The organism is Streptococcus sp. 2154, assembly GCF_013277255.1.
In the GTDB taxonomy this organism is placed as follows: domain Bacteria; phylum Bacillota; class Bacilli; order Lactobacillales; family Streptococcaceae; genus Streptococcus; species Streptococcus pseudopneumoniae.
Genome location: NZ_VMMK01000025.1, coordinates 1 through 20123, shown reverse-complemented (window position 1 = coordinate 20123; position 20123 = coordinate 1). Strand labels below are relative to the sequence as shown.

Here is a 20123-nt window from a genome sequence, read left to right as displayed (position 1 = left end):
TCAGCTATTTTCCCATCAGACTTGAGGTAAAACCAAGATTTCTTATCCCAAATCCATTCATTTGCTGCCATATAGCCACCAGATTTGAAATAATAATAGTGACCATTTTCGAAAATCCATTCTTTGTCAGCATGATTTCCATTTTCTTTGATGTAAAACCAAGATTGGTATTGTTTGTCAAAAAGCCAACCTTGCTGCACTTTGGCACCACTGGCATTCACATAAGCCTGCTCAATCCACTGACTTGTTAGCAAATAACCACCAGATTTGAAATAATAGTCCTTGCCCTTAATTTGAAGCCATTCTTTCTCTGCGTGTTGTCCATCTGATTTGATATAAAACCAAGCATCGTATTGAGAATCAAATACCCAGTCTTCTATTACTTTGGCACCTGTTGCACCGACATAGGAAGCTCCTAGCCAAGCATTTCTTTTCATCTTTCCATTTTGGTCAAGATAATAGAAGGCTCCCTTGTCTTCTATCCATTCTGATTTGGCCATATAGCCACCAGATTTGAGGTAAAAATAGTCGTCACCTTGCTTTAGCCATTCATTTTCAACATAGTTGGCATCTTCTTTTATATAGAACCAAGATTGATAGTGAGCATCAAAAATCCACTCATTCGCTGCTTGACTGCCGTCTGCTTTCAGGTATTGTTTTCCTTGCCAAGTACCATCACTAGCCATTGCACCCTCTGGACTAGCTAAGAAAAATAGCAGAGCTAAAAAAATAAATCTTACTTTTTTCATTAACCTTCTTCCTCTGTTCTTATTTATTTTATTGTACCAAAATTCTCCTAAATTCATATTACAAACTAATAAAAAATCAAGAACAGATTGATTGCAGTTTACCTCAGAGACTCTTTTACTTCCTTGCGAAGATTTTCTAGACTGCTGATACTATATTTATCCATAACCTTTGGTAAATTTTCGATGATGTCAGGACAGGCGTAAGGATTGGTAAAGTTGGCTGTTCCAACTCCAATAGCAGATGCCCCAGCCAGATACATTTCTAGGGCAGCTTCAGCCGAATCCACTCCCCCCATTCCAATGATGAGAAGGTCTGTTGTTTGGGCGACTTGGCGGATGAGTTTGAGGGCTACTGGAAAGACTGCTGGACCTGACATTCCACCTGTTCCATTGGCCAAGATTGGTTTTCTGGTTTTGAGGTCAAAGCGCATTCCAACCAGAGTATTGATCATGGTCAAGCCACTTGCTCCCGCATCTTCTGCAGCTTTTGCGACAGTAACGATATCGGTCACACTCGGGGTTAATTTGACATAAACTGGCACTTCTGAGGCTTCCACAGCTGCTTTCACCACATCATAAGCCAAATCTGGATCTTGACCAATCAAAAGTCCATGATTACAGTGGTCAACATTGGGACAAGAAATATTGAGCTCGATAGCTTTTACATTAGTTGCCTTGGAAATCCCATGAGAAACAGCTGCATACTCTTGTTTTGAAAAACCAGCTACATTGGCAATAATAGGAAGATTTGGATATTCTCTTTCCAGCCAAGGTAGCTTTTCAGCCAAAACAACCTCTAAACCAGGATTTTGCAAGCCGATTGCATTGAGCATACCAGCAGGCGTCTCTGCCACTCTTGGAGTTGGATTGCCAAAGCGTGGTTCAAGGGTTGTCGCCTTGATCATAATAGAACCTAAAAGGTCTAAATCATAGTACTTGGCATACTCTTGTCCAAAGCCAAAACAGCCTGATGCTGGAATAATCGGATTTTTCAAATCCAAACCAGGTAGAGACACTTGTAATCGATTTCTAGTCATGATTTTCTCCTTATAATACAACTGTTCCTGTGCGGAAAACAGGGCCATCTTCACAGACACGTTGGCTGACCGTCTCGCTTTCTGGTACTTTTAGAACACAGGCATAGCAAGCTCCCATCCCACAAGCCATACGAGATTCCAGAGATAAATAGGCTCTTGGGTGATCATCAAAGGTTTGATTGATATACTTCATCATTCCTGGAGCCCCACACGAGTAAACAGCATCAAACTGACTATCTAAATCATTGATAACAACGGAAACATTTCCCTTGATGCCATAAGAACCATCATCTGTCGTTACAAAGACCTGACCATACTGAGCCAATTCCGTTTTCAAAATAACAGCATCCTTATTAGCAAAACCGAGGACTGTCACTACTTTCACTCCACGTTCATGCAATTCCTTGGCCACCTCAAGCAAGGGTGGAACACCAATCCCACCACCAACAAGGAGAACCTGATTCTGCTCATCAAGGTCAGACAAGTCAAAACCATTTCCCTGAGGCCCCATCACATCAAGAGTGTCTCCCTGACTTAAGGTTGAAAAAATTGCAGTCCCAGCTCCCTCAATCCGGTAAATGAGATGACACTGCTTCTTAACCTTATCGATAGACGAAATTGAAATAGGACGACGCAAAAGATGGGCATCATCAGGCACACGCAGATGTAGAAATTGTCCTGCTCGCATGACTTCAACCATTTCTCCTTCTAAGACTAGTTCAAAGATTGCTGGCGCGATTTCCTCCTGTGCAACCACCTTCATGGTTTCCAAACGAATGGCACCCAAACGTTTCTTACATGTGGGATTCATGACTTTTCCTCCTTAAATTTTAAGGGGACCAGACAAAGAAAAGACCTTGCTAGTGCAAGGCCTCAGTTAAAATTGTACAACAGAAGAGAGCAAACTCAAAAGTCTCCTCTAGAAAATTGTACTATTCTTTTATCTGACACCTTGTGAGTCTCTCTGGACTCCCCTTAAAGGTTAAATTTTTATTAGTATACTCTTTCAGCTAAAAAAAGTCAAGTAGAAAAGGAACATTCTACTTGACCTCATGAGATTATTTTTCACGAATGACTTCGACCTTGTAGCCATCAGGGTCTTTGACAAAGTAATAGTTTGGTGTAGTTCCTGGTAGGCCATTTGGCTCAGTCACTTCATAGCCTTTTGCACTGTGCTCTTGATGAAGAACCTCAAGATCAGGTGTACTTAGGGCGATATGAGCAAAGCCATCTCCAACCACATAAGGGCCGTGATCGTAGTTATAAGTCAATTCCAACTCATAGTCATCACCCTCAAGACCTAGATAGACAATCGTGAAGGCATGATCTGGAAAATCTCTGCGACGCAATTCTTTAAAACCAAAAGCATCTTGATAGAATGCAATTGATTTTTCAAGATTTTCTACTCGCAAGCAAGTATGTAGCATTTTTGAAGCCATATTTTTCTCCTTTATTTTTAAAAAGACTGGACAATCCTCTTCCAGTCTCATCAGTTGTTATTTACCAAGTTTTGCTTTAGCTGCATCTGCAAGAGCTGTGAAAGCTGCTGCATCGTTAACAGCCAAGTCAGCAAGCATTTTACGGTTAACTTCGATCTCAGCCAATTTCAAACCATGCATCAATTGTGAGTATGAAAGTCCGTTCATACGAGCTGCCGCGTTGATACGAGTGATCCACAATTTGCGGAAGTCACGTTTTTTCTGACGACGATCACGGTATGTATAGTAGTAAGAGTTCATTACTTGTTCTTTTGCAGTACGGAACAAGATGTGTTTAGCTCCATAGTAACCTTTTGCTAATTTAAGAATACGTTTACGACGTTTGCGTGATACAACGCCACCTTTAACACGTGCCATGTTTTATTTCCTCCAAATATTTCCTAGAATTATTTACTTACAGTCAAGCTATTATTTCAAGCGAGTAAGCATTGCTTTGATACGTTTGTAATCTCCTGAATGCACCATAGATGCTTTACGAAGATGACGACGTTGTTTCTTAGTTTTTCCGTGGAAACGGTGAGAAGTGTAAGCACGGAAACGTTTAAGTCCACCAGAACCTGTACGTTTGAAACGTTTAGCTGATGCGCGGTGTGTTTTTTGTTTTGGCATGATTTTTTCTCCTTTATTTAACTTTCTGACAATTATTTTTTGTCAGTCGCTGGCGCCAATTGCATGAACATTTGACGTCCATCCATTTTAGCACGTTGTTCGATGATGGCAATATCTTGAGTTGCTTCAGCAAACTCGGCTAAAACTTTTGCACCAATCTCTTTATGGGTAATCATACGACCCTTAAAGCGAATAGATACCTTAACTTTATTTCCTTTTTCAAGGAATTTGCGTGCATTGCGAAGTTTTGTATCAAAGTCACCCTTGTCAATCGTTGGACTTAGACGAACTTCTTTCACAGTAACAACGCTTTGTTTTTTACGTTGTTCTTTTTGCTTCTTCTGGTACTCAAATTTGAACTTACCGTAGTCCATAATTTTTGCAACAGGCGGTTTGGCTTGGGGTTGAATCAATACTAGGTCAACATTAGCGTTATCAGCCAAAGCTTGCGCTTCACTGAGTGGCTTGATGCCTAGCTGTTCTCCCTCAAGACCAATCAAGCGAACTTCACGTACACGAATCTCATCATTGATGAATAAGTCTTGCTTTGCTATGGTTTTCACCTCTTTTGTTTTATTAGAGAAAAACAATAGCGGACTCGTAAATATACAAGCCCGCACGTTATGATAGCGTTTCTTCGAAACTTTTCATCCGTAGGGCCAGGCAACTTAATGTCACAAGGCGAGAAGCTCTCACTTCTGCTTTTCTCAACTTTTATATGATACCAAGTTTTCTAGCTCTTGTCAAGATAAAAAGTTATTTTTTGAAAAGTTTGTGTTTGTATTTTGGTTTGGTTTTCGAATCAAAAAGAGAGAATCAAGTTGATTCCCTCTCTATGTTAGTTTTTACTTATTTTCCCTACCTATAGGAAAGCTAGAATCTATTAAAAACTTCCCTTTTACGTGAATTTCCCCATCTTTCGATAAATAAAATCCCCACTAACAAAAGGATAATCAAGTAAGGAAGTAAAACTAGCCCCATGCTCCAATTTAGATTGACATTATCAATCTGCTTAGGTAATCTTCCAGATAAAATCTCCACTGAACGCAAGTAAGTAAAGGGAATCAGATGTGCAATCCTTTGAAGAGGCTGAATGGTTTGGATGCCAAACAATAAGCCAACAATCCCAATGAGTGAAAGAAAAAGGACAGGCATTTTTTGCTTGAAAAAGTAAGCAATCAAATACACGACTTCCACAATGACGATAAAGGCTAAGAAAGCTAAGAACAAGCCAGGAAATAACACATCTTGTATCTTTCCAATAGTTACCTCTTGATTCGCTAAGCTATAAATTGGGTAGGGATAATCTAACTGTCCAAAACCACTTATCAGACTTCCCGCTAGAAAAGAAAATCCACAGATTCCGATAAACAGCACAGTTACATAGCCCACTCCAACTCCAAGAGAGGATAAAGCAAATGTCACTTTTGAAAAAGGATATAACTGAGCTGTGTCCAGATGATTTTGATATCTTTCTGCAAATAGTTGCGTTAGCATAAAAATAATAGCAACCACAAACAAGCTTGGGATGATAGCCTCTAAAATCCAGACAATCTGGTCAATCCCGTGGGTCGGAAACTCCAAAGTATGTGCTTTTATGTTCAAGGGATACAGGGCTTGGTAAATCTTTCGTTGGCGGTCAACCGCCATTTTAAAGTCAGAGCTAGCAGTCGGTTCATTTGACATAACTTCATAATTCTTCTCTTCATCTTGCCACTGCAAATAATAGGCTTCTTTCCATCGTCCTTCTTTTAGTAAATTCAAAATTTCTTTCTTTTGCGTTAAAAAATTTTTTTGCAAGTCTAAATTACTTTTAACACTCTGGTATTCCTCCGAGCTGGTGTCAGACATTTGGGAAAGCTTCACTTCATTTTCATTGATGATTCTCTCATATTTTACAACACTGGTTTCCAACTCGCTCTCCAAGCTGTGTGAGTTTGCAGTCTGACTATTTAAATAAAAGGTAACACCGAGTACAGATGCAAATAAAAGTAAGATAATCCAGTTTAAACGACTTTTGAAAACTTTTTTCAATAAAAATAGACTAACATCTTTCATAAACTAAACCTCTTCTATCTGCCCCTGATGAATGGTTACTACTCTATCGCAGACATCAACCAACTCTTCCTTATAGTGGGAACTTAAAAGAACCAGCTGCTCTTGTCTATCGATTTGTGCCAGCCTATCAAAAAACTTCTGTCGATAATACTCATCTAAGCCATTTGTAATTTCATCCATAAGCCAGCATTTGGCCTGACTGAGGAAATACATGGCAATCACCAAGCGTTGCTTCATGCCTAGGGAATACTTGCGAATGGGAAGGCTGATATAGTCAGACATTTCCCAGTAGGCGATTTCATCCCTCAAGTTCAGGTCTGACTTCCAGATGCTTTTTATAAGGCGAAGATAGTCCATCCCACTTAAGTTTCCATCCAGCCATTCAACACTCTCATAATAAAATAAAGAAGGAGAGACTGCGATATTTCCACTACTTATGGGGATTAAGTTGCTAATGGCGCGGAACAGGGTCGTCTTTCCAGAGCCATTGATAGCGAGAACACCATAAACCCTGCCTTTATTAAAGGTGAAATCCGCATCTTGCAAGATGACTTGTCGCGTTTTTAAGGTCACATGAGTAAGCTGTAACATATCCAGTCCTCCTTTTTCTCACTCTTTAAGGATCAATAGCCTCCTTTGTAATGGTTTACTACCTCATAACGATCGTAGTTCCAGCCTCCGCCAACTTTATACTCAGAATAGCTATAATAAGAAGACCATTCCGGAATGACAATATATCCATATCTGTGGTAATTCATACTATACCTATAGTAGGTATTCCAATCATAGCGATAACTTTTAAGAACGGTCTTAGCAGATACACTGGACTGAAGAAGACCAATAGATTATAAACTAACTAATTAAACGATTTTTGCTAATTTTTAATGATTTTATATCATCAATATCGAAGACGCTTTCATTATATCGTTTTTATCATTATTATGCAACAGATTTTTAGTTTATTTTACTACTAGACTTCCTGCAAAACTAGAATCCTAGTTCATGATTGATAATGCCAGCAATCGAATTCATTCGTAATCCGAAGCGTTTACGATGATTTCGATAGGTTGTTGAAAACATTTTAAACGTTTTTACTGTGGCAAAAATATTCTCAACCTTGCTGCTCTCCTTAGATAGTGCATGGTTACAGGCTTTGTCTTCAAGAGTTAATGGCTTAAGTTTACTTGATTTCCTCGGAGTTTGTGCTTGAGGATATATCTTCATGAGTCCTTGATAAGCACTGTCAGCCAAGATTTTACCAGCTTGTCCGATATTTCTGCGACTCATTTTGAACAACTTCATATCGTGACAATAGTTCACAGTGATCTCCAAAAAACAATTCTCCCTTGACTTGTGACAATCGCTTGAACCTTCATAGCGCGGCATTTCTTTTTACCAGAATCATTCGCTAATTGTTTTTTAAGGCGATGGATTTTTACTTCCGTCGCATCAATCATTACCGTGTCCTCAGAACTGAGAGGAGTTCTTGAAATCGTAAAACCACTTTGAACAAGAGTTACTTCAACCCATTGACTCCGATGGGTTAAGTTGCTTTCGTGAATACCAAAATCAGCCGCAATTTGTTCATAAGTGCGGTATTCTCGCACATATTGAAGAGTGGCCATAAGAAGGTCTTCTAGGCTTAATTTGAGTTTTCGTCCCCCTTTTGCGTGTTTACCTTGATAAGCTGTTTTTAATACAGCTAACATCTCTTCAAAAGTCGTGCGCTGAACACCAACCAGGAGCTTAAATCGTGCATCAGTTAGTTGTTTACTTGCTTCATAATTCATAGAACTATTCTACCATATATTGTTTCGCAGGAAGTCTAATCAAACAGGATATCCTGTTGAAACGGAACTAGCGAGTCTAACAATCATCTCTGATAAATCAGTCGATGGCGAAATCTGAACGACTCGACTCTTTGGAGAAAGACATGCTTCTATCCTCTGGCAAGTCGAAAGTTTTGAGGGCATCGAAGCCATCCTCATCGATAAAGAAGGTCACCTAAGCTGTTCTTCAGGAATTCCTACTCTATAGAGACAACTGTTTCAATGGAGTTTTAAAATTGTATTATGTAAAAAGAGAAAGGAAATCTCATGTTATAGTCATTTAGTTTTAAAAAAGAAAGAATACATATTATGAATTTGGATCATCAAGACTACGACCATGTAATCCTTTTTCACGTTGTACCTGACGTAGTTTTTCTGGTGTAACATCATTACCTTCTTCGTCCACAATTTTGATTCCCTCAATGTGGTGACGAACAGAGCGACGATAACCTTCAATGTACTCCTCACGTAGTTTAGCTTGTTCCACTTTTTCTTCTGATGTCAAGCCTTCTGCTTTTTTCTTTTTGGCAAGCTCATTGATACGATCAATTTTTTTAGGATCCATGTTTCTCTCCTTTATGATAAGATTTAATCCGTTTAACAGATTTTATTTGGTATTGATTTGGTTAAAACGTGCAAGTTTAGCTGCTTTCTTGGTTAATTGAGACAAGATTGCCAAACGATTTTGACGGACTGCTTCATTTTCAGCCATAACCATGGTATTCTCAAAGAATGCATCAATGACTGGGCTAAGAGCAAAGAGCTGTTTCAATTGCTGACTGGCAGTCCCTGACAAAACGAGTGATTCTACTGCTTCTGCCAAGGTTTTCTCTTCTTCATTCTCAAAGAGAGCTGAATCAACTGTGGCTACTCCTTCTGCCTTCTCAGTCAAGTTAAAGGCACGAGAGAGTGATTCAACGGATGGTTTGAAGTCTTCTTCCTTGCTTGCTTCTACGAGAGCACTTGCTGCTTCCAACATATCTGCCACAACAAAGTTTGATCCTGCAAGAACGGCTTCCTTAATGTCTTTTGGAGTAGAACCCATCATCTTATCAACACGAGCCTTGATAAAGTTCATAACCTCTGTCTTATTTTCATAAGTCAAGCTGTCAAATGTTAAAGCATAAAGGCTATCAATCAGCTCGTCCATAGCAATGTGCCAACCAAAGGCATCCAATATACGAACTACACCTTGCGTCGCACGACGAAGGGCATAAGGGTCATTAGAACCTGATGGAATCAAACCTACTGAGAAGAAACTCAAAATCGTATCCAATTTATCTGCAATAGCAAGCACTGCACCAACCTTGCTCTCTGGAAGTTCTCCTTCAGCTGATGTAGGCATGTAGTGTTCACGAATAGCAGTTGCCACTGCTGGAGTTTCACCAGCAAGAAGGGCATATTTCTCACCCATAATTCCTTGGAGCTCGTCAAATTCACCAACCATACCTGTCAACAAGTCAAACTTGTAAATTGCTGCTGCACGGGCTAGGTCAACTGTTTCATCCGCTGACAAGCCTGCTTTTTCTGCCAAGAGAATAGCAATCTGACCCGTACGAATCATGTGTTCACGAAGGGAACCAATCTTCTCATGGAAGGTCACATTGTTTAATTTTTCAACAAGATCTGAAATGACCAATTTTTGATCTTCACGCCAGAAGAATTCACCATCTTCTAAGCGAGCGACCAAGACTTTTTCATTTCCTTTGATAACATTTTCCAAATGCTCTGCATTTCCATTACGAACAGAAATGAAGTTTGGCAATAGTTTACCGTCTTGATCACGGACAACAAAGTAACGTTGGTGTTCCTTCATTGAAGTCACCAAAACTTCTTCTGGAACTTCAAGATATTTAGCATCAAAACTTCCCATAAAGGCAGTTGGGTATTCAACCAAGTTCAAGACTTCATTCAGCAAATCAGCGTCAATCTCTATACCTACACCACGCTCAGCTTCGATTGTCTTGATTTGGTCAACAATCATTTGCTCACGTTCACGTGGATCTGCAATTACATACTGTGCACGAAGGTCTTCTTCATAGCTCAATGCTGACTGAATCTTAGTTTCTTGTCCCAAGAAACGATGGCCACGGCTCACACGCCCTCCCTTGATATCAAGGAAATCCAAATCAAACTCTTCTTCATCTAAAAGAACAGTTAAAGTGTGAACAGGGCGGATGTATTCAAAGGTGTTGTTAGCCCAGTGCATGCTGACAGGGAAAGTCAAGGACTTCAAGACATCTACAACACCAGGAACAATGGCTTCAACTGCTTGACCAATTTCTTCCTTGGTAACATAGACATATTCTTCACCCTTGATTTCACGGAATTCGATATCTTCAACAGTCAAGCCTTTCCCACGGACAAATCCTTGAGCTGCTTTGGTGAAGTTTCCATCACTATCCAATGCAATTTTCTTTGCTGGCCCCTTAAAATCTTCTGTCAAATCAGACTGTTTGTCTGCAAGACCAGTTAAACGAACAGCCAAACGACGTGGTGTTGAGAAGGTCTGAATAGCTTCAAAAGACAAGCGGTTTTCCTTGAGAAAGGCTGCCATTTTTTCGCCTAGTTGTTTTTCACTTGGTGTGACAACATAGGCTGGTAATTCTTCAAGACCGAGTTCTACTAATAAGTTTTTTGTCATGTTTTTTCTCCGAAAAATATCTTTTTATTTTCCAGTTTGCCTTATGTGATTGGTACGCAAGCAACCAACTTCGTTGTTTCATTGCTAAAATTGGAGCCAAAAGTCTCCAATTTTGCCTAGTATCCTTAGTTTCACTAAGGATACCTTCATCACTGCTGCAACTGGTTCAGGGCTCACACTGTTCGCCCATTTTCGTAATTTGTCACTTTCTTTATTCCGCGTCTTCTGCTAAGAGTTTAACTCGTGTTGCTTCATCTAAAAGTGGGTAACCTAGGCGTTTGCGTTCTGCGACAAAGGTTTTGGCTACAACTCGGGCCAAGTTACGGATACGAGCGATATAGCCTGCGCGCTCTGTTACAGATACGGCACCACGCGCATCAAGCAGGTTAAAGGTGTGTGAACATTTGAGAACATAGTCATAGGCAGGGTGAACCAAGCCTTCTTCCAAGGCACGACCAGCCTCTTTTTCAAACTTATCAAAGTTTTCCAGCAACATTTCTTGATCCGAAATTTCAAATGAATATTTTGAATGCTCGTACTCAGGCTGGATAAAGATTTCTCCGTATTTTACACCATCGGCCCACTCAATATCATAGACAGAATCTACTTCTTGGATGTAAGAAGCCAAGCGTTCCAAACCATAGGTAACTTCCGCAGTCACAGGGCCAGTTGCCAATCCACCGACTTGTTGGAAATAAGTGAACTGAGTGATTTCCATCCCATCAAGCCAAACTTCCCAACCAAGACCAGCTGAACCAGTAGATGGATTTTCCCAGTTGTCCTCAACAAAACGGATATCGTGCTCCAAAGGATTGATTCCCAATTTTTCCAAAGACTCAAGGTAAAGTTCTTGGATGTTTGATGGAGATGGCTTCATGACCACCTGGAATTGGTGGTGTTGGTAAAGACGGTTAGGGTTTTCCCCGTAACGACCGTCAGCAGGACGACGTGATGGCTCTACATAAGCCGCATTCCATGGCTCAGGTCCGATAGCACGAAGGAAAGTGTAAGGACTCATCGTTCCCGCACCTTTTTCATTATCATAAGCCTGCATGAGCATACAACCTTGGTCATTCCAAAATTGTTGCAAAGTCAAAATAATTTCTTGAAATGTTAATTTCTTAGACATTGAATACTCCTTAATAAAAAATAATTTCTTGCGACACGAGTCTGCCTCGTCGATTATACGAGGCAAGACGAGTTAGTACTGCGTCTAGCTCAGGCACTCTAGTGCTGAGCGTAGGGCAGTCCGACTGTAAGGAGGTTTCTGCCACTGACGCAGTGAAATGTTAATTTCTTAGACATTGTTTACTCCTTTTTATATAAATTACTTGCGACACGAGTCTGCCTCGTCGATCATACGAGGCAAGACGAGTTAGTACTGCGTCTAGCTCAGGCACTCTAGTGCTGAGTGTGGGGTAGCCCGACTGTAAGGAGGTCTCTGCCACTGACGCAGTAAAATGTTAATTTCTTAGACATTGTTTACTCCTTTAGTTTTTATATTTCTTTTTCAATTAATTTCTGTTGAACAAACCAATTTAACAAGGGAAGAGTTTTATCTGTATTTGCCCATAAATGATAAGAATCGAAGACCGCTTGTACACTACCTAGATTTTCTACCAACTTATCTATTGTCAAAAAACTACGCCAGTATTCGTAAAAAATACTTGCATAGTTCTTATCATAGGTCGAAGAACCAAAATCATTCAATGAATGCCAACCATACTTCTTCTGAAAAAGTTCTACAAGAGATTGATTACAAATTTTTTCCACTTGAAATTCCTCTTCTGTCAAGAAATACTTGCGACTAATATATTCAACCATTCCCTCTTCGAACCAGATATAAGAGTCGTAACCATCAAAATCATCTAAAAAATACTCCGACCAATGAGCTAACTCATGTCCTACAATCTGTAAGAGGAAATTTTCAGATAAAGAATGATAGTGACTTTCTATTGCTTGAGTTTGCTGAGAACACTCGTAGTCCATCAACTGATACAAATACAACTCTTTCCAAACAGCTAAATCAGGCGTCACAACCATTCGTCTATTATTTGTATAGGCTGGAACAGCGCTTTCCCTAATAATCTGTGTAGCAGCATTAAAACTTGACCAAATAACGGCTTGCGGTAAATCACAAACTGCAAGTTCATTCTTTAAAAAAGATTGATAATCTTTCAACTTTTCAGTATTTCTTACTACAAAATCACGAAATGCAGCTAGTTGACTATCGTCCTTTACAAGATAAAGGTTTTCCACGTCTCTCCTTTCTTTCACACAATAGACTGAATAAGCAAAAGAACCGCGTCCGACAATCCTAGGTTGACTTAACCTAGGGGCGTCAGAAACGCGGTTCCACCCTAATTTATTACTTCATTGTTTTTGAAAATTCTACAGAAAGCGCCAGCTCTTTATCTTGTCCTACTTGGCTCCCACTATCCCAAGCTCGCTTGAAGAACGCCATAAGACTTTCTTTCCTGTTGACTATTATATCAAAAATTAGAACAATGTACAATTCTTTTTATGATTTTCTAAAAATCCACATCATCAACTCGTGGAGCACCAGACTGAACAGCTATCATTTTTAAGGTTTCTCGTTCCTCTTGACTCAGTTCAATTCCAAAGCAATCAAGATTAGCCTGAATACGAGAGGCTGTGACAGATTTTGGAAGTGGTAAAAATCTTTCTGCCAAGCTCCAGGCCAAGGCTATCTGAGCAACAGACTTTCCATGATTTGCTGCGATTTCTTGCACTTCCTTGCTATCAAATAGTTCTCCCTGACCAAAAGGTCCCCAAGCTTCCAATAAAATTCCTTTTTCTCGACAGTAATCTACGACATCCTCTTGATAGACACCTGGCGCCAAGCGAACTTGATTGACCGCTGGAAGAATTTTTGCTGTTGCAAGCAAGGCATCCAAATGATGGGGAAGGAAATTACTAACCCCGATAGCACGGATTTTGCCTTCTTGATAAAGCTCCTCCATCGCTCTCCAGACTTCTGAATTTCGGATTTTCCATTGGTCATTTTCTCTGAGCGGTTTTGGATTTGGCCAATGAATCAAATACAAATCCAAATATTCCAAGCCCAGCTTCTCTAAAGACTCTTCAAAAGCCTGACGAGCTTGCTCATAGTTGTGATTTCTATTCCAGAGTTTGCTGGTTACAAAAATTTCCTCCCTCGGAATACCACTATCTTGAATGGCACGACCAACGCTTTCTTCATTTTTATAAATAGCTGCCGTATCGATATGGCGATAGCCTGCCTTTAAAGCCTCTAGTACAGCTTGATAGGCAATCTCTCCATTTTCAGCTTTCCAGGTACCAAATCCCAGAACTGGAATTTCTACTCCATTATTTAATTGATAAGTATTCATATACTCCTCCTTCTCTCTTATTCATCAATTATAGCATAAAATATTTTTTACTAATTAGTACTATCTTCTCTTCTGTAAAAAATAAGTCTATCACATATCTGACAGACCCATTTTTGTTGCTTATTCATCACGACTATAATACAGCTCATGAGCTTTTAGGCGAGTATTGAGCATCTCTGGTATGGTCACAAAGGTGTACCCTTGATTTTTCAAATACTCAATGACCCTTGGCAAGGCATTGACTGTCGGACTGTGAATATCATGCATCAGAACGATAGAGCCGTTAGCTACTTGATGCTGAATTTCCGTCAAAATAGCTGTTTCATTTTTACTCTTCCAGTCCAGACTATCCACATCCCACATGATAAAGCTCAAATCGAGGCTATTGCGAATGTCGTCTGTAATGGCTCCATAAGGCGGGCGCATGAGTTTTGAACTAGAACCCAGTACTTTAGTTAGCACATCCTCAGTATCAGTAATCTGCTTTTTAGCTTCATCAAGAGAAAGTTGCGAGAGAATCGGATGGCTCCAACTATGGTTTCCAACAACATGACCTTCGGATTTTATCCTTTTCACCAAGTCCTCATTCCCAGAAACGTTTTTCCCAAGTACAAAGAAAGTGGCTTTAACACCATATTTAGCTAGAGTCTCTAATGCCTGCGGAGTCGTTGCTGGATTTGGACCATCATCAAAGGTTAGAGCGACAACTTTTTGATGTTTCTTATCAAAGTAAGACTGGTACAAGGCTGCGTCTTTTTCAAGTAAGTACGAAGATTGGATAACATCAAAGAAAGCAGATACTGGCAAGGCTATCTCTTCTAAATTTTCAACCACAGGACTTGGATAAAGGATGATCTGACTATCCTTGTAATCAAAATTCCATGCAGACAAGTCTTGGTCGGAGAAACCTTTAACAATCTGATCACTCTGGTCTTGCTCCAATTTCTTATCCTGTAAGAAGGAAGTCAATTCTTTTATCAGCTGTTCCTTGGCCTTACTAGCATCTGAAAACAGTTGGTCAAGTGTAAAAGGTTGCCCATCTTCTGTTAAGTGAACCTTTCCTAGGCTGGTCTTTTCAGTCTCTTCAACCTTAAAATCAACTAAATCATAGATTTGTTTCGTCGCATTACGATTGACGACTCCCTTTAAACCTGACTCTTCTTGCTCTGTATAGTAGAAAACAAGATTGTCCTTACTTTCTAGCTTGTCCTTAATATCTTGATTTATCAGCTCCTTAACAGACGAAATCACTTGCTCCCCTTGGAGAGGATAATAGGTAATCACTTCGGTTTGTCCCTTACGAAAATGCTCCTTCTGATTTCCCTCACTCAATTGATCGTCTTTCTCTTTTTTGAGCGATTCAATCTTTTGCTCAAAGCTTTTTTGCTGATACATTTTAAAAACAATAAATCCGCCTAATAGGCAAATAGAAATTGCTAAAATACCAATCAAAGCCAATAATATATGTCTCTTTTTCCCGTGTCTGCCACGTCCCAGTCTACTTTTATTCATATTTATATCATAACAAATTTAAGCAATAATTTCAATGATACAGTTTGGCAATCCACAATTCCTCTAGCAAGCCAAAGCATCTCACATCAACTAGATCAGCCCTATCTATAGGAACCATCTAGTTTTCTATCTATGGAATTTCTAGTAGATTGAAGCTAGAATAGACACCGTCACTTCTAAAAACATTCTGAGAAATTGATTTATTTTTCCCAGTCGATTTATCCTCAAACATCCCTATACCTCTGATATTTTCTTGATAATACTATATACCCAGACACTTGTAGTTTTACCTTCAGCTAGTAATGTTGACTTTTCTTCTTCAGATAATTTTTTCCGTAAGTAGTCAATCTGCTGAGAAGTAATGTTCTCTTTCCCCATTGCCTTGACAGATTGTATCACCATTGCAGTTAAGGTTGACATATTTGAAATATCTCCATTATTTCTATGCTTAAATTCTATTCTTGCCTTACCAACATTAAAACTGGCATATCTTCCATCTGATATATAGATCCATTTTGCTGGTACCTGCGTAGATAGACCAAGTAAATTAAGGGCTGTGTTTCCCGATGGAGCAATGGTCCAATTATATTTTCTAGCAATAGCATCAGCAACTTCATCCACAGAGGCCATTGCATACTCTCCAATCAGTTCTATATATTTTGGTTTATAATAAATACCTTTCAAAATGCGAGTAACCTTTTTGTCTTTTACAAGACGATTTAATGTACTACGAACAGTTTCATATCCTACAATTTCAAAGAAATCATTTGCTATAAAAACTTGATTCGATTCAAAATTTTCTATCCTGTTTACTATTTCCTGCTTATCGTTCATCTATCGCACCTCCTTTGCACCGAATATGATGCTATTTTGGGTGCGAGAGTCATTTTATCAAGAGGGAACAGACCTCTTACAATTTCTTATGTAACATCTCTATCTATTTTATCCCATTTCTTATTTCAGTAATCGCTTGATTATAAAAATCAGGATAGTCAGCCGTATTTATTTCTTTTATATTGTAAAATGAAATAAGAATAGGACGATTCGATCAGGACAGTCAAATCGATTTCTAACAATGTTTTAGAAGTAGAGGCGCACTATTCTAGTTTCAATCTACTATAATAGAAATTACTTTGACTTTCCTGACTGATTTGTTTAGTTCTTATTTCATTCAGATATGCTATGCATTAACCAATAGCGGATACCTACGGAGAACTTGCCACTCAGATGTAGGACCTGCCCATCATACAAAAAAACAGACTTCATCCCACAAAGAGATAAAATCTGTTACTATTTTCTACACGATATTTCCTAATTTTTAATCCAGCAGTTGGTCTACTTGGCTGATGACTCGCTCGGTAAAGGGCTTGTTGCCAAAAAACTCCAACCACGGCTTGCGAACCTCGTCTTTGCTGGTTTCTCTGTATTTTTTAGGTCTTATTTATGATGCTCTTTCAATAGTTCTTCAAACTCAGCCACAGTCATGCCTAATTGCTCACTCGCAACCTCAGGTGTTAGAAGACCTTGACGAACTAGATTTGCTAAACTTACTTTTAATCCCTGTTCGATGCCTTCAGCTCGTCCACGTTCAATTCCCTGTTCAATGCCCTCAGCTCGCCCACGTTCAAGACCGCGCTCCAGTCCTTGTTCAATCCCTTCCGCCCTAGCAGTTTCTAAGGCATAGTCCTGTGCTAACATGGCTTGTTCTTCTCGCCTGCGTTGTTCACTAAACATTTTCTTATCCTCCTCGGACCAACTCTTGTAGTCCAGCAGTTGATCTGCTTGGCTGATGGCTCGCTCGGGCTGCTGGGTAAAGGGTTTATTCCCGAAAAACTCTAACCATGGTTTACGAACCTTGTCTTTGCTGGTTTCTCTGTATTTTTTTAGTTCCAAGAAAGCCATCTTAACCAGATGGTTTTCCTGACCGTTATTTGTGATGGTTAAGACCTCACCTGTCGTGTCCTCTCGCATGCTAAAACTGTGGAAAGCCAAATCATCTTGAAAATAATTACTATCCACAATTGCAATAGCGTATACTGGTGCGATGTGTTTGTAGCTCTGGTGAGTATTGCCTTCTTGCTGGCGAATTTTTTCAAGATTTTGATTGACCTGACTGCACAGGTAAGCCCATAAACGATTGATGAAAAAATTCTGATGATGGACTTGGATTTCAATGATTACTTGAGTGCCATTATCCAACTCCGCCAAGACGTCTATACTGGTATAGAAATCCTGCGCCGAGTAGGGCAGGGAAGGCAAGACGTGAATGTTACTTCCCTCCAAAATCGTCACATTTTTTGCTGGCAAGTCCAGCATATCGCGAATAAATTGACAAGTGATTTCTGGATTGCTAAAAATTTTCTTAGCAACCAAGTCGTTGGTCGGGCTAATGCCCGGATGTCTTAGAATCATCCTTCTCCTCCTTCTATTATAGCACATTTTTTAATCTAATTTGCTAGATTTGATGCTTCTATCTATTTATTCGTAAAAGAAAGCTTTTCTTCAGAAGAAAGCTAATCGCTTATTTGAAATTTTTCCCCTCTGTTGGATAGTCCCGTCTATCTATGTTATAATAAAAGAAGGATTTAAAATCAGAAAAGGAGTATTTATGCTTAAATTAGGTATCATTGGCACTGGCGATATCAGCCACCACTTCATAGAAGCAGCCCATGCTAGTGGGAAATACCAGCTGGTCGCAGTCTATTCTAGGAAACTTGAAACCGCAGCAACCTTTGCTTCTCGCTATCAGGATATCCAACTATTTGATCAATTAGAAGACTTCTTCAAGAGCTCCTTCGATGTAGTCTATATTGCCAGTCCAAACTCCTTGCATTTTGCTCAGGCAAAGGCTGCCTTGTCTGCAGGTAAACATGTCATTCTTGAAAAGCCAGCTGTCACTCAGCCACAAGACTGGCCGGATTTGGTTCAAACAGCTGAAAAAAATCACTGTTTTATCTTTGAAGCAGCTCGTAATTACCATGAAAAAGCTTTCACTATCATCAAAAACTTTTTAGCAGACAAACAAATTTTGGGGGCAGATTTCAACTATGCCAAATATTCTTCCAAAATGCCTAACTTGTTGGCTGGGCATACGCCCAATGTCTTTTCAGAGCGTTTTGCTGGTGGAGCACTTATGGATTTGGGGATTTATCCTCTCTACGCTGCCGTTCGTCTCTTTGGAAAGGCTGAGGACGCAACCTACATGGCTCAACAGCTTGACAATAGCATGGACCTAAATGGAGACGGTATCCTCTTCTACCCTGACTTTCAAGTTCATATCAAGGCTGGGAAAAACATCACTTCCAATCTTCCTTGCGAAATTTACACAACAAATGGAACCTTGACCCTCAACACGATTGAGCATATTCGCTCAGCTATTTTTACCGACCACCAAGGCAATCAAGTCCAGCTCCCTATTCAACAGGCTCCTCATACGATGACTGAGGAAGTCACTGCATTTGCACACATGATTCAGCAACCAGACCAGACACTTTACCAGACTTGGCTGGATGATGCAGGCTCTGTTCATGAGCTACTATATACCATGCGCCAGACTGCTGGCATTAGATTTGAGGCAGAAAAATGAAAAGCAAACTACCTACTGAATGGCAAGAACTAAGTGACCAACTCGGTTTCCAAGAATTTACCCCCATTCAAACTCAACTATTTGAGCCCATTCTTGCAGGAGAAAATCTTCTAGGAGTAAGTCCAACAGGAACCGGTAAGACCCTAGCTTACCTCCTACCAAGTCTTCTCAGACTACAAAAGAAAAAAGCGCAGCAACTCTTGATTCTAGCACCAAATACAGAGCTTGCTGGACAGATTTTTGATGTATGTAAAACGTGGGCTGAGACTATCGGCTTGACTCCCCAACTCTTCTTATCAGGTTCGAGCCAGAAACGCCAGATTGAACGCCTAAAAAAAGGACCAGAAATTCTGATTGGAACTCCTGGACGTATCTTTGAACTCATTAAATTGAAAAAAATCAAGATGATGAATGTGGAAACCATCATCCTGGATGAATTCGACCAATTGCTAGATGATTCTCAGATTCACTTTGTTGAGAAAATCACTCACTACGCACCGCGTGACCACCAACTGGTCTACATGAGTGCCACGACTAAGTTTGACCAAGAAAAGATTGCGCCAAACACACGTACCATTGATCTCTCTGACCAAAAACTGGATAACATCCAACATTTCTATATGCAGGTAGACCAACGTCACCGAGTGGATATGCTACGAAAACTAGCTCATGTGGAGGATTTCCGCGGTCTGGTCTTCTTTAACAGCCTATCAGACCTTGGAAGTGCAGAGGAAAAATTACAGTATCGGGATATCTTGGCTGTTTCTCTCGCTAGTGATGTTAATGTCAAATTTAGAAAAGTCATCTTAGAAAAGTTTAAAGACAAGCAACTAACCCTGCTTCTAGCAACAGACCTTCTGGCACGTGGAATTGATATCGATAGCCTAGAATGTGTCGTAAACTTTGATATTCCTAGAGATATTGAAACCTACACTCACCGTGCTGGCCGTACTGGCCGTATGGGCAAGGAAGGTTATGTTATCACTCTCGTCACTCATCCAGAAGAACTTAAAAAACTTAAGAAATTTGCGAGCGTACGTGAAATTGTCTTGAAAAATCAAGAACTCTATATTAAATAAAGCCCCATCGCTCTATACACATCCAGTGTATGGAGCTTTTTATAAGCAATTCAATTTTATACTCTTCGAAAATCTCTTCAAACCGCGTCAGCTTCGCCTTGTCGTATGTATGGTTACTGACTTCGTCAGTCTTATCTGCAACCTCAA

Annotated in this window: 20 protein-coding genes, 3 pseudogenes and 1 other annotated feature; of the genes and pseudogenes, 3 read left to right on the top strand and 20 right to left on the bottom strand. The window is 39.8% G+C overall.

From position 1 onward, the window contains the following. The 11 genes and pseudogenes from HT693_RS04185 to HT693_RS04135 form a co-directional block, all read right to left on the bottom strand. Window positions 1-806, bottom strand: a pseudogene (locus tag HT693_RS04185) (N-acetylmuramoyl-L-alanine amidase family protein); the annotation flags it as partial. A 41-nt stretch (window positions 807-847) separates the two neighbouring features. Beyond that, complete coding sequence (locus HT693_RS04180) at window positions 848-1834, bottom strand: dihydroorotate dehydrogenase (RefSeq protein WP_171035976.1); 987 nt, start codon at window positions 1832-1834, stop codon at window positions 848-850. Then, window positions 1797-2597 carry a dihydroorotate dehydrogenase electron transfer subunit gene (locus tag HT693_RS04175; RefSeq protein WP_023936428.1) on the bottom strand — a complete coding sequence of 267 codons (801 nt, stop codon included), beginning with the start codon at window positions 2595-2597 and terminating at the stop codon, window positions 1797-1799. Before HT693_RS04175 ends, HT693_RS04180 begins: the two co-directional genes overlap by 38 nt. 247 nt (window positions 2598-2844) lie before the next feature. Then, on the bottom strand, window positions 2845-3225 hold the full coding sequence (locus tag HT693_RS04170; RefSeq protein ID WP_000157159.1) for a VOC family protein: 381 nt from the start codon (window positions 3223-3225) through the stop codon (window positions 2845-2847). A 57-nt stretch (window positions 3226-3282) separates the two neighbouring features. Next, window positions 3283-3642 (bottom strand): 50S ribosomal protein L20, encoded by a 360-nt coding sequence (rplT, locus tag HT693_RS04165; RefSeq protein WP_138705053.1) that lies wholly within the window; start codon window positions 3640-3642, stop codon window positions 3283-3285. 51 nt (window positions 3643-3693) lie between these two features. Further along, window positions 3694-3894, bottom strand: a complete 201-nt coding sequence (gene rpmI, locus HT693_RS04160) for a 50S ribosomal protein L35 (RefSeq protein ID WP_001125943.1) — start codon at window positions 3892-3894, stop codon at window positions 3694-3696. Window positions 3895-3926: 32 nt separating this feature from the next. Then, on the bottom strand, window positions 3927-4457 hold the full coding sequence (gene infC / locus HT693_RS04155; protein ID WP_000848180.1) for a translation initiation factor IF-3: 531 nt from the start codon (window positions 4455-4457) through the stop codon (window positions 3927-3929). Between the two features lie 15 nt (window positions 4458-4472). Then, window positions 4473-4604, bottom strand: a sequence feature (ribosomal protein L20 leader region). A 163-nt stretch (window positions 4605-4767) separates the two neighbouring features. After that, the gene (locus HT693_RS04150; protein ID WP_050223296.1) at window positions 4768-5952 is read right to left on the bottom strand and encodes a hypothetical protein; all 1185 of its coding nucleotides are present in this window, start codon (window positions 5950-5952) and stop codon (window positions 4768-4770) included. Window positions 5953-5955: 3 nt separating this feature from the next. Further along, the gene (locus tag HT693_RS04145; protein ID WP_023936431.1) at window positions 5956-6543 is read right to left on the bottom strand and encodes an ABC transporter ATP-binding protein; all 588 of its coding nucleotides are present in this window, start codon (window positions 6541-6543) and stop codon (window positions 5956-5958) included. Between the two features lie 32 nt (window positions 6544-6575). Continuing rightward, entirely contained in the window at window positions 6576-6794 is a 219-nt protein-coding gene (locus HT693_RS11890) for a hypothetical protein (protein ID WP_033605204.1), read from the bottom strand. Between the two features lie 145 nt (window positions 6795-6939). Next, window positions 6940-7742, bottom strand: a protein-coding gene (locus tag HT693_RS04135) for an IS5 family transposase (RefSeq protein ID WP_138702807.1) whose coding sequence is annotated in 2 segments (ribosomal slippage) — window positions 6940-7286 and window positions 7286-7742 — 804 coding nt in all. Because the reading frame shifts where the segments join, the coding sequence is not laid out codon by codon here. A gap of 37 nt (window positions 7743-7779) precedes the next feature. Here HT693_RS04135 and HT693_RS04130 point away from each other — a divergent pair. Beyond that, window positions 7780-7989: pseudogene (locus HT693_RS04130) on the top strand (FAD:protein FMN transferase); the annotation flags it as partial. A 99-nt stretch (window positions 7990-8088) separates the two neighbouring features. On the opposite strand, the gene HT693_RS04125 reads toward HT693_RS04130, so the two are convergent. The 9 genes and pseudogenes from HT693_RS04125 to HT693_RS04090 form a co-directional block, all read right to left on the bottom strand. Beyond that, window positions 8089-8346 (bottom strand): DUF896 family protein, encoded by a 258-nt coding sequence (locus HT693_RS04125; RefSeq protein ID WP_000371298.1) that lies wholly within the window; start codon window positions 8344-8346, stop codon window positions 8089-8091. Between the two features lie 42 nt (window positions 8347-8388). Next, window positions 8389-10425 (bottom strand): glycine--tRNA ligase subunit beta, encoded by a 2037-nt coding sequence (gene glyS, locus HT693_RS04120; RefSeq protein ID WP_000164732.1) that lies wholly within the window; start codon window positions 10423-10425, stop codon window positions 8389-8391. Between the two features lie 211 nt (window positions 10426-10636). Next, a complete protein-coding gene (glyQ, locus tag HT693_RS04115) occupies window positions 10637-11554 on the bottom strand; it encodes a glycine--tRNA ligase subunit alpha (protein WP_023936433.1) in 918 nt (305 codons plus the stop codon). A 368-nt stretch (window positions 11555-11922) separates the two neighbouring features. Beyond that, entirely contained in the window at window positions 11923-12684 is a 762-nt protein-coding gene (locus HT693_RS04110) for an elongation factor Tu (protein ID WP_172924927.1), read from the bottom strand. 272 nt (window positions 12685-12956) lie between these two features. Continuing rightward, the gene (locus tag HT693_RS04105) at window positions 12957-13799 is read right to left on the bottom strand and encodes an aldo/keto reductase (RefSeq protein WP_050223292.1); all 843 of its coding nucleotides are present in this window, start codon (window positions 13797-13799) and stop codon (window positions 12957-12959) included. A gap of 120 nt (window positions 13800-13919) precedes the next feature. Further along, window positions 13920-15311 (bottom strand): peptidoglycan-N-acetylglucosamine deacetylase PgdA, encoded by a 1392-nt coding sequence (pgdA, locus tag HT693_RS04100; protein ID WP_044814436.1) that lies wholly within the window; start codon window positions 15309-15311, stop codon window positions 13920-13922. Window positions 15312-15545: 234 nt separating this feature from the next. Then, the gene (locus HT693_RS04095) at window positions 15546-16145 is read right to left on the bottom strand and encodes a DUF6088 family protein (protein WP_000998387.1); all 600 of its coding nucleotides are present in this window, start codon (window positions 16143-16145) and stop codon (window positions 15546-15548) included. 487 nt (window positions 16146-16632) lie between these two features. Further along, window positions 16633-16743, bottom strand: a pseudogene (locus HT693_RS11885) (flagellar assembly protein H domain protein); the annotation flags it as partial. A gap of 5 nt (window positions 16744-16748) precedes the next feature. After that, on the bottom strand, window positions 16749-17723 hold the full coding sequence (locus HT693_RS04090) for an Rpn family recombination-promoting nuclease/putative transposase (protein WP_000603335.1): 975 nt from the start codon (window positions 17721-17723) through the stop codon (window positions 16749-16751). A gap of 196 nt (window positions 17724-17919) precedes the next feature. Between HT693_RS04090 and HT693_RS04085 the strand changes: the two genes are divergently transcribed. Together HT693_RS04085 and HT693_RS04080 are read left to right on the top strand one after the other, a co-directional pair. Continuing rightward, on the top strand, window positions 17920-18897 hold the full coding sequence (locus HT693_RS04085) for a Gfo/Idh/MocA family oxidoreductase (protein ID WP_000915857.1): 978 nt from the start codon (window positions 17920-17922) through the stop codon (window positions 18895-18897). After that, entirely contained in the window at window positions 18894-19976 is a 1083-nt protein-coding gene (locus HT693_RS04080) for a DEAD/DEAH box helicase (RefSeq protein ID WP_000837546.1), read from the top strand. Before HT693_RS04085 ends, HT693_RS04080 begins: the two co-directional genes overlap by 4 nt. Window positions 19977-20123 lie beyond the last annotated feature (147 nt).